General features: G+C 64.1%; 10 protein-coding genes and 1 rRNA gene. 3 read left to right on the top strand and 8 right to left on the bottom strand.

What is annotated here, in order from left to right; genetic code table 11:
• Window positions 1–484: carboxypeptidase-like regulatory domain-containing protein (locus VK519_RS10720; protein ID WP_324349688.1), on the bottom strand; the 484-nt coding region annotated here is incomplete at its 3' end.
• Between the two features lie 478 nt (window positions 485–962).
• Window positions 963–3,989, bottom strand: coding sequence for a TonB-dependent receptor (locus VK519_RS10715; protein WP_324349686.1), 3,027 nt, complete (start codon window positions 3,987–3,989; stop codon window positions 963–965).
• 590 nt (window positions 3,990–4,579) lie between these two features.
• On the opposite strand from VK519_RS10715, the gene VK519_RS10710 reads away from it, so the two are divergent.
• Window positions 4,580–5,122 (top strand): helix-turn-helix domain-containing protein, encoded by a 543-nt coding sequence (locus VK519_RS10710; protein WP_324349684.1) that lies wholly within the window; start codon window positions 4,580–4,582, stop codon window positions 5,120–5,122.
• Between the two features lie 20 nt (window positions 5,123–5,142).
• Here VK519_RS10710 and glyS read toward each other — a convergent pair whose 3' ends face one another.
• Window positions 5,143–7,275 (bottom strand): glycine--tRNA ligase subunit beta, encoded by a 2,133-nt coding sequence (glyS, locus tag VK519_RS10705; protein ID WP_324349681.1) that lies wholly within the window; start codon window positions 7,273–7,275, stop codon window positions 5,143–5,145.
• Entirely contained in the window at window positions 7,268–8,176 is a 909-nt protein-coding gene (gene glyQ, locus VK519_RS10700; protein ID WP_324349679.1) for a glycine--tRNA ligase subunit alpha, read from the bottom strand. Before glyQ ends, glyS begins: the two co-directional genes overlap by 8 nt.
• An 89-nt stretch (window positions 8,177–8,265) precedes the next feature.
• Here glyQ and tfpB point away from each other — a divergent pair, with 89 nt between their 5' ends.
• Both tfpB and VK519_RS10690 read left to right on the top strand, forming a co-directional pair.
• Window positions 8,266–10,101, top strand: a complete 1,836-nt coding sequence (tfpB, locus tag VK519_RS10695; protein WP_324349677.1) for a type IV pilus assembly ATPase TfpB — start codon at window positions 8,266–8,268, stop codon at window positions 10,099–10,101.
• Window positions 10,098–10,841, top strand: coding sequence for a glutamine amidotransferase (locus VK519_RS10690; RefSeq protein ID WP_324349675.1), 744 nt, complete (start codon window positions 10,098–10,100; stop codon window positions 10,839–10,841). The genes tfpB and VK519_RS10690 overlap by 4 nt, the downstream gene beginning before the upstream one ends.
• A 7-nt stretch (window positions 10,842–10,848) precedes the next feature.
• Here VK519_RS10690 and VK519_RS10685 read toward each other — a convergent pair whose 3' ends face one another.
• From VK519_RS10685 to rrf, 4 genes are all read right to left on the bottom strand, one after another.
• A complete protein-coding gene (locus tag VK519_RS10685; RefSeq protein ID WP_324349673.1) occupies window positions 10,849–11,532 on the bottom strand; it encodes a rhomboid family intramembrane serine protease in 684 nt (227 codons plus the stop codon).
• 12 nt (window positions 11,533–11,544) lie between these two features.
• Entirely contained in the window at window positions 11,545–13,101 is a 1,557-nt protein-coding gene (locus tag VK519_RS10680; RefSeq protein WP_324349671.1) for an AAA family ATPase, read from the bottom strand.
• A 116-nt stretch (window positions 13,102–13,217) separates the two neighbouring features.
• Window positions 13,218–13,781 (bottom strand): TIGR00645 family protein, encoded by a 564-nt coding sequence (locus VK519_RS10675; protein ID WP_324349670.1) that lies wholly within the window; start codon window positions 13,779–13,781, stop codon window positions 13,218–13,220.
• Window positions 13,782–14,004: 223 nt separating this feature from the next.
• Window positions 14,005–14,088, bottom strand: a 5S ribosomal RNA gene (gene rrf, locus VK519_RS10670); the annotation flags it as partial.

Genomic DNA, 14,088 nt, shown 5'->3' with positions numbered 1-14,088 from the left:
TGTTGCGTGCCACGGGTATGCGGTTCAACTGCGCAGAGGTCAGCACAGTGCGTGTATCGGCCACGGAGACGTCGATGGTCGGCAGCGCCGAGGCCACCACGGACACGCCTTCCAGGGTCTGCGCCTTGGTGGCGGTGCCTTCCCCTGTGAAGGAAACTTCCGAACCGCCACCGACGTTGACGGCGACATTGTCACGCGTGGATACGCTCTTGCCAGCGCTCTTGAGCGTGACGCGATAGTTACCCACTGGCAGCGACGAAATTCGGTAGCGACCGCTCGAATCAACAGCGACCTCACGCGAGAAGCCAGTATCGGTGTTCTCGATCAGTACGGTGCTGCCTGAATCGGCCGGCGCGCTACCGAACATGGCGCCGGATGCGTTGGACTGCGCAAGGACCGCGCCGGTGCCGGCGAGGCCGGAAATCAAGGCGACAGCCAGCACCGTACGGCGCAGGCGAAGCCTGCGCTGCGAATTGACATTCATTGAGTATTTCTCCCCAAGACCCAGAAAATGGGCAAGCGAATCAAATTGTTGCGTCGACTCGAGCGAGCCGTCGCATCCCCTTTCAGCGATAAACAATCAAGACAACCGCTCCCCGGCCGCCCTGACCCCCTTACTTGCTAAAACTTGCGAACCGCAACCGCGTATATAGATGCCGCGTTAGCAAGTAATTGCGGCGTATCTATAGCCCATTCATTACGGCACCTCAACGGGAATTACACAAAAAAACCTAGGAATAATTCCTAGGAAGGACGATCACGGAGAACGGGAAGGCAGGAAAATGCTTGTTCTTCCACGCAAATTAGTACGTTCATAATTAGATGAAACTTTCTTTAACCTTTCAGTTCCGCAGGATATTTCGGTAAATCGAAGACAAAAAAAAGCCGCCGGTGGGAGGCCGGCGGCCAGGTCTGGGGAGTCACGGGCCCTTGGGGGCCCGGCTGCATCTTTTTTTTGTGACTTACAGCGAGAAGTCGTACTTCACGGCAAAACGGAAGTAACGCGGATCGCTAAAGGCGATCGTGCGACCGTACGTGTTGAGCGGGCTGCCAGAAGCCGTGGTGGCCGTTTCGATGCGGTTCTGTGTGCGCTGCTGGTTGAACACGTTCAGGACATCCGCCGAGAACGCCAGCTGGTGGTTGGCGAACGCCGGGCGATACTCGGCCGACAGGCCAAGGTTGTAGGTCCAGGGCAGGCGGCCCACGGTACCGCGCGGCACGAACTCGCCGTTGCAGTAGAAGAACGCCGCACCATAGCCATACGGATCGTTCGGGTACTGGCCAAGGCAGTTCTTCGGACGACCGGACGCTGCGACGAAGGTTGCACCGAACAGCCATTCCGGGGTGAGCTGGTAGTAGCCGTATGCCTTGAGCGTGTGGCGACGATCATTGGGCAGGTAGCCGCTGGCCGCGTTCATCAGTTCCGGGAAGTCCCAGGCCTGCGTGACCGACGGATCCTGCTGGCCGATGTCCGAAAGCAGCAGGCCTTCGGAGTTGCCGTAGCTCTTGGACCACACGTACTCGACCTTGCCATAGAGCTTGTCGGCGAACTGGTGTTCGGCGTACAGGCTCACCGCCAGGTACTTGCGCTTCAGGTGCGGGTAGCCGAGGTCGGCGCCGCTGAGCTTCCACTGCTGGATATCACCGTTGCCGGTGGTGTCGACGTTGAACGTGCCGCCGGAGCCCGGGTTGAACAGAAGGCAGGGCGAGCCGTTGGACAGGTAATCGGTGAACGCCGGGTTGGTGAGCTCGACGTTGTGGGCGGCGGCGTAGTTCAGGAACGGACGGGCATCGCAGAAGTCGTCGATGATGCTCTTGAGCTTGCGGTACGTGGCCTTGGCGCCTACGGTCCACTCAGTGCCCAGCTGCCTGTCGAAGCCGACGATGAATTCGTCCTGGTAGTAGGCCGACAGGCCCTTCTTCACCAGCGTGACCGGGTTAGGCGCCGAACCATTGGCGCCGTTGGCGAAGGATACGCCGCTGATCGCCGTCGGGCTGGATGGCGCGCCCGTGGTGGGATCAACTGACGTGTAGTAGAACCACTGGCGCTCGAAGCGGCTGGGGCCGGCACCGCGGATGGCCACGTTGGACGGCACGGCCAGGTGGTAACGACCGGCGTTGGCATAGATCTTCAGCGTGGAGTCGCCGTACACGTCCCAGGTAACGCCCAAACGAGGCGCCAGCTGGTGGCGCTGTTTCACGTAGACGTCGCCATCGGTGTTGAAGTTCTTGAACTGCTCGTTACGCAGGCCGATGTACGCCAGCCAGCGATCGGATACCTGCCAGTGGTCTTCGATGAACTGCGCTTCCTGCTCCACCTTGGTGTTACCCGAGGCGCTGAAGATCACGCGCTGGGCAATTTCAGTGGCGCCGGGCGGCACGACGAGGTCCGGATAGCCCGGGATGATGCCGTCGTCGGGAGCGTCGGTATAAACCCAGGTAGCGCCACCCTGGCTTTGCAGGCCCGCGAACGATTCCAGTGTCTGGTTATCGATACCCGCGCGCAGGTCGTGGGCGCCGAGACGGTATTCAACGTCGAAGCGAAGCGCCTTGGTCTTGTCATTGGCGCCCGGCACGATCAGGTTGCCCTGCACGGGGGCGCAGCTGACGCGCGGCGTTCCGAACGTACGGTTGTCGGTGATGTTCGGGCAGATGCCACCGGAGTTGCCCAGCGGCACATCCAGGTGGGGGGCCTTGCTCTTGCCGTAGAGCGCACTCACGGTGAGATCGTCGGTAACGTAGCCGGTGTATTTGCTCACCCACATGGTGCCGCCGGGCGAGGAATTGGCGGTGCCGGTGTTCTTGCGGTGCTCAGAACCGATGTAGCGGCCCCTGGAGCCATCAACGTAGCTGTAGCCGAAGATCTGGCTATCGATGATGTTGTCGTCGCCGGCGCCGGTCAGTTCAAGGATGTTGCTGTCGGTGATGTTCCAGTCGATCTTGCCCAACCAGCGCGTGACCTTGGTGGTGTCGTTGCTCTGCGTGCGCGCCAGCACCGTATTGACGCCCTTCTGCCCCTCGTCGCGCGTGTATTCGCCCGCAGCGTAGATGAACAGTTTGTCCTTGATCAGCGGGCCGCCGATGGACGCGTTGTACAGCACCTGAGAGGTCTTGTTCTCGTTCCGGTACTGGTAGATGCGGCCGTCGGTGTTGGGGAAATTACCCGTGTTGGGGTAATAGATCGTACGCGGCGAAGCCTTGAGCTTGCGCGGCACCACTTGTGTTTCGACCGAGCCCTTCCAGGTGTTGCTGCCGCGCTTGGTGATGATGTTGACCACGCCGCCGGTGGAGCGGCCGTACTCGGCGCCGTAGCCGCCGGTGAACACCTGCTCCTGGTCGATCGAGTCGAATGGCAGGCTGGAGAAGCCCAGGCCGGTCAGCGGGTTGGTGACCGGGAAACCGTTGACGTAGTACTGGTTCTCGGCGGCCGATGCACCACCGAGTGAGATGGCGTTGCCGTAGCGGCTATCGGCGCTGACCGAACCCGGCGCCAGCAGGGCGGCCGCGTTGACGTTCTGGCCGATGGGCAGCTTCTGCAGCTGCTGCGAGGTAAGCACCGTACGCGAGTCGACGTTCGAAACGTCGATCGAGGGCAGCGCCGTCCCGATCACCTGCACGCCTTCCAGGTTCTGCGCATTGGCGGCGCTGGAAGCGCCGGCGAACGATACGTCGGCACCCTGGCCCACCGTCACCTGCACGTTGCTGCGGCTGTCGACGGTGGCGCCATTGCGCACCAGGCTTACCTTGTACACGCCGATGGGCAACGACGAGGCGCGATAACGGCCGTCGGCACCCACTTCGATGTCGCGGGTGAGGCCAGTGTCGGTATTTTCCAGATGGATGGTGCCGGACTCAGCGCGACCGAAGATCACGCCTGATGCGTTGGACTGCGCGAAAGAAGTCGCGCTGCCGGCGATACCGGCGATAAGCGCGACGGCCAGCGCCGTCCTGCGCAGGCCAAGCCCGCGCGGCGAATGAACCAGATTCATTGAACTATCTCCCCAAAGCCCATGACTGGGCAAACAAAAACAAGGCGTTGCGCCGGGCAAGTAAGCCGGACAGGCCTGATGCGTTGATGCCGAAGGGCGCGCGACCGCTCCCCGGACGCGCCCTCCCCCCACACCTCAAGAACCTGCGACTGAAGGCTTCCACCCCTACGCAAGTAATTGCGGAGTATCTATAGCCCAATCGTCACGACGCCACAACGAAAATCCAACGAAATCAACTAGGAATGTTTCCTAGTTTCACTATCATGACAGGTAATTTCTTGCGATTTCTCGTTGAATTTCAGTAATTTCCGGCACTTGGGTCGCAAGAACCCGACGCCTCGGCTCTTTCCGGTCGGTATAAAGTATGAAAAATCTTTCATCGGCCGCTGGAACTTACGAAAGTTCGGGGAAAGATGCCGAAGGTAGGTTGACCTGGCGTGGCGGGGGCCCGTACCCAAGGAACTCCTCAAATGAAGAATTTTTCATCACGCCACGCACCGTTGCGGTCAACGGTATCGTCGATCTATGCGTTTTCGGACGCTCACGCTTCGATCCCGACCGACACACACTTGCCAATGGAAGTGGAAGACATGAACAGCAACGCCGGCGCCACGTTCGCCCAACGCGTCAAAACAGTCATCGGCATGGTTGGCAGCGTGAGCGAGATCGCCCGTCGCTGCGGCTTTTCCGAAGGCGTCGTGCGCAGCTGGCGCGACGGCCACACCGATCCGTCACGCGCACGCTGCGTCACCATGGCCAAGACTTTGGGCATCAGCCTGGTATGGCTGGTCGCCGGCGAAGGTTCGATGGAACTGGATGGTGCCACCCGTGAAGGCGGCAGGCTGTCTTCCCGCAGCGGCGAGACATACGAGCGCAACGGCCCTTCGCGCGTACTGGCCGCGGATGGTTCCACCGAGATCGGCGGCCTGGACGCCGATCGCCTGGCTAGCGCCGTGAAGCTCCTGAAATCGAATGTCGAACTCGCCGGCGGTAGTTTCGAGCTGCCGAAGAACGCGGACCTGCTCAGCGAGTTGTACGACATCCTTGGCCAGGCCAACGAGCCGATCTATACGGACAAGATTGTTGCCTTCAACCACAAGGTCGGCGAGCGCATCCGCAGCAAAGTGGCGTGAGGTAAGACGCCCGGCCGGGCCTAGCCCAGCCGGGAAATATCGGCGATGCCGCCGAACAGCGCGCGAAGCTGGGCCAGCAGCGCCAGCCGGTTGATGCGCACCGCGGCGGAATCGGCGTTCACCAGCACCTCGTCGAAGAACCGGTCTACCGGCGCCTGCAATTGCGCCAGCCGCGCCAGCGAGGCCTGGTAGTCGGCGGAAGCCTCGACATCGCGTCGCGCCGATTCAAGCGCCGCGGCCAGTTCCCGCTCTGCATCGGATTCGAAATGCGCCGCATCCACGGTGGTGGATACCGGACCGCTTTCCTCTTCCTGCTTGCGCAGGATGTTGGCCACGCGCTTGTTGGCGGCAGCCAGGCTCGCCGCTGCAGGCAAGCCAGCAAAGGCGCCCACCGCACGCAGGCGGCGATCGAAGTCCGGCAGGGTCGCAGGCCGGGCGGCCAGCGCCGCATCGAACCACTCGGTGCCCAATCCCTGGTCGGCGTAATAACCACGCAGGCGGTCGAAGACGAAGCCCACCAGTTCTTCGCGCAGGGCTGCGCGGCGCGCTCCAATGTCGAGCGCCGGGGTGGAACCATCCTTGTTCGGCTTGATACCGGCGGTAAAAGCAGCTTCGGGCACCAGCTCCAGCGCCTCGGTGAACGCCGCGGCAAGCTCGATATCCAGGCCACCCTCCACCAGGGTGCGGGCCAGGCCCAGCGCCGCGCGACGCAGGGCGAAGGGATCCTTGTTGCCGCTGGGCTTCATGCCCACGGCAAAAATGCCCGCAAGCGTATCCAGGCGCTCGGCGACGGCCAGCACCTGGGCCACCTTGCCGCGGGCGATGGCATCACCACCGAAACGCGGTTGATAGTGCTGGTCCAGTGCTTCGGATACCTCGGCCGGCTCGCCCTGCCGCTGTGCGTAATAACGGCCCATCACGCCTTGCAGTTCGGGGAATTCGCCCACCATGCGGGTCATCAGGTCGCACTTGGCCAGCGCCGCTGCGGCGGTGGCCATGCCGGCATCCACGCCCACGCGATTGGCGATCACGCGCGCAAGTTCGGCTACGCGCACCGTCTTGTCCCACAGTGAGCCCAGCGCCTGCTGGTACACCACGGACTTGAGCACTTCGTGCTGCGCCGCCAACGGGGATTTGAGGTCTTCTTCCCAAAAGAATTTCGCATCGGCGAAGCGCGGGCGGATCACCCGTTCATAGCCCTTGCGCACTTCGGCAACGTCCTTGCTCTCGATGTTTGCAACGCCGACGAAATGCTCGGTGAGCTTTCCTTCAGCATCGAACACCGGAACGAACTTCTGGTTGGTTTCCATGGTGGTCACCAGCGCTTCGGGCGGCACTTCGAGGAATTGCGTCTCGAAGGTGCAGGCCACGCCCACTGGCCACTCGGCGAGGTTGGCGATTTCATTGAGCAGGTCGTCGGACAGGCGCGGCTCGCCACCGGCGGCCACGCGTGCCACTTCGCTGCGCACGCGGGCGCGGCGCTCGTGGCGGTCGGCCAGTACGCGGGCGTTGCGCAGGGCATCCACATAGCTGTCGGCGTCGGCGATGTGCACGTTGCGCGGATGCATGAAGCGATGGCCACGCGACTGGCGGCCGCTTTCCAGGCCAAGGATGGTGCCGGGCACCACGTCGGCGCCCAGCAGCATCACGAGCCAGTGCACGGGACGCACGAAAGTGTCGTCGCGATCGCCCCATCGCATCGGACGGGGAATGGGCAGCGCCTTGAGCGCATCGCGCACCAGGTCGGGCACGAGTTCGGCGGTGGGCTGGCCCGCCTTCACCGCACGGAATACGAACCACGCACCCTTGTCGGTCTGGAGCTTCTCCAGCGCCGACACATCCACGCCGCACGACTGCGCAAAGCCCACCAGGGCCCTGGACGGATTGCCCTCGGCATCGATCGAGGCATTCACGGCCGGGCCGCGGCGCTCCACCGATTGATCCGGCTGGGCCACTGCCACGCCGGGTATGTACACAGCCAGGCGGCGCGGCGAGGCCAGCGCCTTGGCGCCTTGGGTGTCGAAGCTGATACCGAGCTTGCCCAGGCCCTCGCACACGCCGGCCAGGAAGGCCTCGGCCAACTCATCCAGGGCCTTGGGTGGCAGTTCCTCGGTGCCCAGTTCAACCAGCAGCGACTTGCTCAGCTCAGCCATGTGCCGGCTCCTTCTGGCGCAGGCCCGGGAAGCCAAGTTTCTCGCGCTGTGCCACATAGGCCTCGGCGACACCGCGGGACAGCGTACGCACGCGCAGGATGTAGCGCTGGCGCTCGGTCACGCTGATCGCGCGTCGCGCATCGAGCAGGTTGAAGGCATGGCTGGCCTTGCACACCTGTTCATAGGCAGGCAACGGCAGGCCAACGTCGATCAGCTTGGCGGCCTCGCCCTCGCAGACGTCGAACCAGTGGACGAGCTCCGGGACGTTGGCGTACTGGAAATTGTAGGTGCTCTGCTCCACCTCGTTCTGGTGGAAGACATCGCCGTAGGTCACCACGCCATGGGGCGCGCGCGTCCAGATGAGGTCGTACACGCTGTCCACGTTCTGCAGGTACATGGCCAGGCGCTCCAGGCCATAGGTGATTTCACCGGTGACGGGACGGCATTCCATGCCGCCGGCCTGCTGGAAATAGGTGAACTGGGTCACTTCCATGCCGTTGAGCCACACTTCCCAGCCCAGGCCCCATGCGCCCAGGGTGGGCGATTCCCAGTTGTCCTCGACGAAGCGCAGGTCGTGGACCAGGGGATCGATGCCCAGCGCCTTGAGCGAGCCGACGTAGAGCTCCAGGATGTCATCGGGATTGGGCTTCAATACCACCTGGTACTGGTAGTAGTGCTGCAGGCGGTTGGGATTCTGGCCATAGCGGCCGTCGGTCGGCCGGCGGCTCGGCTGCACATAAGCGGCAGCCCAGGGCTCGGGGCCCAGCGCCCGCAGGAACGTCGCCGGATGGAAGGTGCCCGCGCCGACCTCGATATCGAGTGGCTGCAGGAGCACGCAGCCCTGTTCCGCCCAATAGCGGTTCAGCGTCTGGATGATGTCCTGGAAGGTAAGCGCTTGCATGGTGTGGCGCGAGTCCGGCGGTAAAGCGGGCTAGTATAACGGGGCGATCCGTCGGCACGGCGACGGGTCAATGTCCCGGCGAGGTACACATGGCAGTCCATCCGCAATCGACCAGCCTGCTCGGCCGCCGTGGCCGCCTGGAGCTGGACGAAGTGCTGGCGAACCTGGTGGCCGATGGCGTCGTCCTGGGCGAAGACGCCCAGCGCGTGCGGGTAGGCTCCCGCGGCGGCCGCAGCACGGTTGAACTGCACCCGGTGGTGGTGATTGCCAACGCCAAGCTTGCCAACCAGCGTGAGCCCGGGCGGCCGCTCAGCGTGGAGTGGCTGGTGGAATGGCTGGCCCGCAAGGCCGACCTTCCCTACCTGAAGATCGACCCGATGAAGGTGAACGTAGCGGCGGTGACCCAGGTGGTCTCCAGCGCCTACGCGCAGCGCCACCGCATCCTGCCGGTGGCGGTGTCGCCGGGTGAGGCCACCTTTGCCAGCGCGGAGCCCTTCGACATTGCCTGGGCAGCCGACCTCGCCCACATGCTTCGGCGCGATATCAAGCGGGTGGTATCCAGTCCGCTGGACATCAACCGCTACCTGGTCGAGTTCTACGGCGTGCAACGCTCGATCCAGCTGGCCCAGGATGCCAAGGCCGGCATCGATACCTCCAAGATCATCAACTACGAACAGCTGCTGGAGCTGGGCAAGGCCGGCGAAGTCGGCGCCGACGACCGCCACGTGGTGCACATCGTCGACTGGCTGCTGCAATACGCCTTCGAACAGCGCGCGTCGGACATCCACCTGGAACCGCGACGCGACGCCGGCCAGATGCGCTTCCGCATCGACGGCGTCATGCAGAAGGTTTTCGAACTGCCACCGCCGGTGATGACGGCCGTGACCGCCCGCGTGAAGATCCTCTCGCGCATGGACGTGGCCGAGAAACGCCGCCCGCAGGACGGTCGCATCAAGACGCGTTCCACCCTGGGCCGCGAAGTTGAGCTGCGCATCTCCACCATGCCCACTGCCTTCGGCGAGAAGGTGGTGATGCGAATCTTCGATCCCGACATCGTGGTCAAGCAATTCGTGCAACTGGGATTTTCGCCCAGCGAGGACACCGCCTGGCGCGCCATGGTGGAACGACCGCACGGCATCGTGCTGGTGACCGGCCCCACGGGCTCGGGCAAGACCACAACGCTCTATTCCACGCTCAAGCACCTGGCGCGGCCGGAGATCAACGTTTGCACGGTGGAAGACCCCATCGAAATGGTGTCGCCGGAACTGAACCAGATGCAGGTGCAGCCGGCCATCGACCTGGACTTCGCCACCGGTGTGCGCACGCTGCTGCGCCAGGATCCGGACATCATCATGATCGGCGAGATCCGCGACCTTGAAACCGCGCAGATGGCGGTACAGGCCTCGCTTACCGGCCATCTGGTGCTTTCGACGCTGCACACCAACGACACCACCAGCGCGATCACCCGACTGCTGGACCTGGGCGTACCTCATTACCTGATCCAGTCCACGCTGGCCGGTGTCGTGGCGCAGCGCCTGGTGCGCACGCTGTGCCCGCATTGCAAGGCCGAGGCCTCGCAGGACGCCGACGAATGGGCGGTGCTGACACGCGGCTGGGACCTGCCGCTGCCCGAGCGCGTGTACGCCCCGGTCGGTTGCCTGGAATGCCGGCGCACGGGATTCCTCGGCCGGACCGGCATCTACGAGATGCTGCCGATGTCGGCGAAGCTGCGCCGCCTGATCACCGCGCAACTCGACCTCGCCCGGCTTTCCCAGGCGGCTACCCGGGAGGGCTTGCGCCCGCTGCGCATCTCGGCTGCCGAACAGGTAGCGCGCGGCGTCACCACCGTGGCTGAAGTACTGGCCGTGCTGCCCCCTACCGACATCGAAGACGAAGAGCTGCCCGAGACCAACACCCCGGCATGAGCAAACCGCTATTGATCATCCGCACCGGCCGCGCACCCGACCCTATCCGCGCACGGCATGGTGATTTTCCCCAGTGGTTCCGCCTTGGCCTGCGCGTCGGCCACGACCACCTGCACGTGGTGGACGTCGAGCGCGGAGACGAATTGCCACCGCCGGAGCAGTGCGCCGGCGCGGTGATCACGGGTTCTGCATCCATGGTGACCGAGCGCCTGTCATGGAGCGAGCGCGCCGCCGGCTGGATTCGCAACGCCATGGATGTGGATCTTCCGATCTTCGGCGTCTGTTACGGCCACCAGCTGATGTCGCATGCCCTCGGCGGCCGGGTCGACTATCTTCCCGGTGGCCGGGAAATGGGCACGCATGCGGTGGAGCGGCTCGACGCCGGCCACGACGACCCGCTGGCCTCGAAGCTGCCGGCATCGTTCCGCGTCCATCTGACCCATGAGCAAAGCGTGCTGGAAGTCCCACCGGGCACGGTGGTGCTGGCGCGTTCGGCGCGCGATCCCCACCAGTTGCTTCGCTACGGCGCCAACGCCATCAGCACGCAGTTCCATCCGGAATTCAGCGCCGACATCATGCGCGCGTACATCCGCCGCAAGGCCAGCGCGCTGACCGCCGAAGGCCAGCCACCGGCGCCGCTCTACGCCGGGGTGGCGGCGACGCCCGTCGCCAGGAATATGCTGCGCGCCTTCGTACGGCAGCATGTGGCCGGCGTGCCGCACCGCCGGCAACCGGCCTGAGCGTGGCCTAGTTGCGCAGCCGGCGGGCGATCGCCGGCCGCGAGAAAAAAGCGAAGATGATGCCGAAGAAGAACCCGCCGATGTGGGTCCACCACACCGCGCCGCCGTAACTGGCGCCGGCATAGCTGAAGAGCAACTGCACCAACACCCAGATGCCGATCAGTACATAGGCCGGCACGCGAACGAATTCCAGGTACACCCCGAGCGGCAACACCAGCCCCAGGTGGGCGCGGGGGAAAAGCGCGAAGTACGCGCCCACCACGGCAGACACCGAACCGCTGCAGCCGATGATCGGCGCGCGTGCACCGGTGAGCGACACCGCACCGACGAGGTTGGCGACGATGCCGCCAAGCAGGAACAAGGCAAGGAATCGCCATCCGCCAAGGGTGCGCTCGGCCGGCATGCCGAAGATCACCAGGAACAACAGGTTCGACAGCAGGTGCAACCACTGTACGTGGATGAAGAGCGCCGTACCCAGGCGCAGAAGCGCAGGATCGGCCAGTTGCTGCCAGAACGGCGCGTCTTCGTTGAAAATGTTCGCCGGCACCGTGCCCCACTGGCGGATCAGCAAGTCACGCTGGGGAACATTGGCCAGGGCCAGCGCCATGAAGCAGGCCACGCAGGTGATCACCAACAGCAAGGTGGCCCAGCAGATGCGGGTGCGGCGGCGGGTGTCGACGCGAACGAACATCGTGGCAGTGTGTCAGTGCACGTTGCGGGCGAGATGCGGCCCGTCGGCGTCGGACGCCGCCACCGCGAACAGGGTTTCCGGGCCGGCTATGCCATCGTCGCTGATGCCGAACTGGCGCTGCACCTGGCGCAACGCCTGCTGCTGGTTGCGATCGAACACGGCGTTGCTGCCGGTGGCGCCGCCGGCTTTAAGCCGCGTGGCAAGCCAGGCGGCACCCGGACCGCGGTCGCCCAGCCGGGTATGCAGCGGCACGGCAGGATCAATGGTGTAGATGGCATAAAAGCGGCCGCTCCACACTTTCGCCAGCAAGGCTTGCGGGATATCCAGGTAATTGCGGCCTGTGAACAGGCGCACATCCGAATCGCCCACGCCCACCAGCAGCACCTGCTGTTTGGCGGGATCGTCCAGCTCGAGCACGATGGGCCGGTCGAATCGACGCAGCTGTTCCAGGCTGCCACGTCCGGAGAGGCAATTCAGGCCCATGTACACCTGCGCATCGCAACGGATGGCATCGGTGACCGAAGCATCCTTCGAAGCCACCTGCCAGCGCGCCAGGAGTTCGCTCCACACCTGCACGTTCGCCGTGGCCATGGGCGGCAACGATGTACGGAAGCGATCGATCACCTTGGTCTCGTCGACCGCCGGCAGGGTCACCATCGGCACCTGGCCGCCGGTGATCTCGTAGCGCGTCACCAGCCACCAGCAGGCCAGGGCAATGATGGCGGCCGATGCAAGCGTGGCGGTGCGAGGGTAGCGGCGCAGCCAGTCGGACAAATGCCGCGGCACGACGTCATGCGCGGCGCGGACCGTGGTGCGTTCGCCGATGGTCGCTTCGTGGATGGTCTCGCCGCGCTGCAGGGCGCGCGAGGCTATGCGGTCGATCAATCCCGGATTGCCTCCGGCATAGCTTCCCACCAGGCGAATGGCCAGCCGCGTGAACGGTAGCCGGGGAATGCCGGCCAGGCCAAAGCGGTGGCGAAGATACGCTTCGCTCTCGGCGCTGGTAAGAGACGGAAATCCCAGCGTTTCCACCTCCACGCCCGGCGGACGCGGAATCCGCGCCTCCAGCCGTGGCCGGCCCACCAACACGAACGACAAGCCCCGCGGCGCACCGATGCCGAGCAGCGCAGAGAGTGTTTCCAGCCCCTGCGCGTCGAGCGCGTCGGCGTGATCGATAACGATGGCCGGCAAGGGAAGTTCGCGCGGACGGCGCTCCCAGGCCGATTGCCACTCGGTCAGGCCCTGCTCGGACGCGCCGGTAATGGCGCCCAGGCCAAGCATCACGGCGCTGATCTTGATCAATTCCCAGCCGGTGACCCGGCCGCCGCCGGCGTCGATCACCAGGAGTTGCCGCCCTCCCTTGGCGGGAGCTTCCGACTCGATGCCCAGCCGATAGGTTTTGCCGGCGCCTGCGGCACCGGTGATCACCAGCAAGGCGCCGCCCGGCCGCGCCAGGCGCTCGCGAAGCAACGCCACCAGGGCTTCCACGCGCGGCGACACGAATGCTCCGGCTGGCGCCGGTGGCGTCCCGAAAACGAGTGTATGCAGGGCTTCGTTGCCTACCGTCATGCCGGGTACTTTACCGGGTCGCACGCGCCAACGGCGACCGCCCAGGCACAAAAACCGCTTGGGGTCAGGGACATAGTCGAATCGGGCTATATCCGTGACCCAGGAGAGGGAGCCATTCAGTGCGCAGTTGCCGCCTTCCCCTGCCCGATCATGATCCGGTCGATGAAGGCCAGGGCCAGCGCCGACGCCACGAAGGTCAAGTGCAACAGGATCTGCCACATGATCGTTTCGCCATCGAGGCTCTTCGCCTTGATGAAGGTGGCCAGCAGGTGGATCGAAGAGATGCCGATGATCGCCATCGCCAGCTTCACCTTGAGCACGGTGGCATTGACGTGCGACAGCCACTCGGGCTGGTCCGGGTGGCCTTCCAGGCGTAGGCGGGAAACGAAGGTTTCATAGCCGCCGACAATCACCATCACCAGCAGGTTGGAGATCATGACCACGTCGATCAGGCCGAGCACGGTCAGCATGATCGTGGTCTCGGCGCTCTGGTCGGCGACCTTGGCGTCGATGCCGCCATTGAAGAGCGAGGTTTCGATCAGGTGCCATAGCTCGCGGACGAACTGCACCACGTAGATGGCTTGCGCGACGATCAGGCCGAGATAGAGCGGCAGCTGCAGCCAGCGCGAGGAGAAAATCAGGTACGGCATCAGGGCCAGACGGCGGTGTTCCGTAGTCATGCGGTTCCATGGAGCGGATCGAGCCATCGATGATAACCGCAAGATGTTGCGAACGCAGTTCGGCTGCGCAGAAAAGAAAAAACCCGCTACGTCTGCACGTAGCGGGTTCTTAAATAAAGCCCCTGGCGGTGACCTGTTGCAGCCCATGTCCTGCGGACATGTTCTACAACCCATAAAAAGATGAAGGCCCGGTCTAGTTAAAGACCGGGCCTTCGGATAAAGCCCCTGGCGGTGACCTACTCTTGCATGGCTTGAGCCACACTACCATCGGCGCAGGCGCGTTTCACTGCTGAGTTCGGGATGGGAT

Origin of the sequence: Pinirhizobacter sp., from assembly GCF_035317885.1 — a bacterium.
Lineage (GTDB): Bacteria > Pseudomonadota > Gammaproteobacteria > Xanthomonadales > Rhodanobacteraceae > Pinirhizobacter.
The sequence above is the reverse complement of the archived record's forward strand: the minus strand, read 5'-3'. Positions and strand labels throughout refer to the sequence as shown.

Bases quoted from the DNA above. Each gene is read 5' to 3' on its own strand.
- VK519_RS10685 (WP_324349673.1), bottom strand. From the start codon at position 11,532: ATGTTCGTTCGCGTCGACACCCGCCGCCGCACCCGCATCTGCTGGGCC.
- VK519_RS10715 (WP_324349686.1), bottom strand. From the start codon at position 3,989: ATGAATCTGGTTCATTCGCCGCGCGGGCTTGGCCTGCGCAGGACGGCG.
- VK519_RS10680 (WP_324349671.1), bottom strand. From the start codon at position 13,101: ATGACGGTAGGCAACGAAGCCCTGCATACACTCGTTTTCGGGACGCCA.
- glyQ (WP_324349679.1), bottom strand. From the start codon at position 8,176: ATGCAAGCGCTTACCTTCCAGGACATCATCCAGACGCTGAACCGCTAT.
- VK519_RS10710 (WP_324349684.1), top strand. From the start codon at position 4,580: ATGAACAGCAACGCCGGCGCCACGTTCGCCCAACGCGTCAAAACAGTC.
- tfpB (WP_324349677.1), top strand. From the start codon at position 8,266: ATGGCAGTCCATCCGCAATCGACCAGCCTGCTCGGCCGCCGTGGCCGC.
- VK519_RS10675 (WP_324349670.1), bottom strand. From the start codon at position 13,781: ATGACTACGGAACACCGCCGTCTGGCCCTGATGCCGTACCTGATTTTC.
- glyS (WP_324349681.1), bottom strand. From the start codon at position 7,275: ATGGCTGAGCTGAGCAAGTCGCTGCTGGTTGAACTGGGCACCGAGGAA.
- VK519_RS10690 (WP_324349675.1), top strand. From the start codon at position 10,098: ATGAGCAAACCGCTATTGATCATCCGCACCGGCCGCGCACCCGACCCT.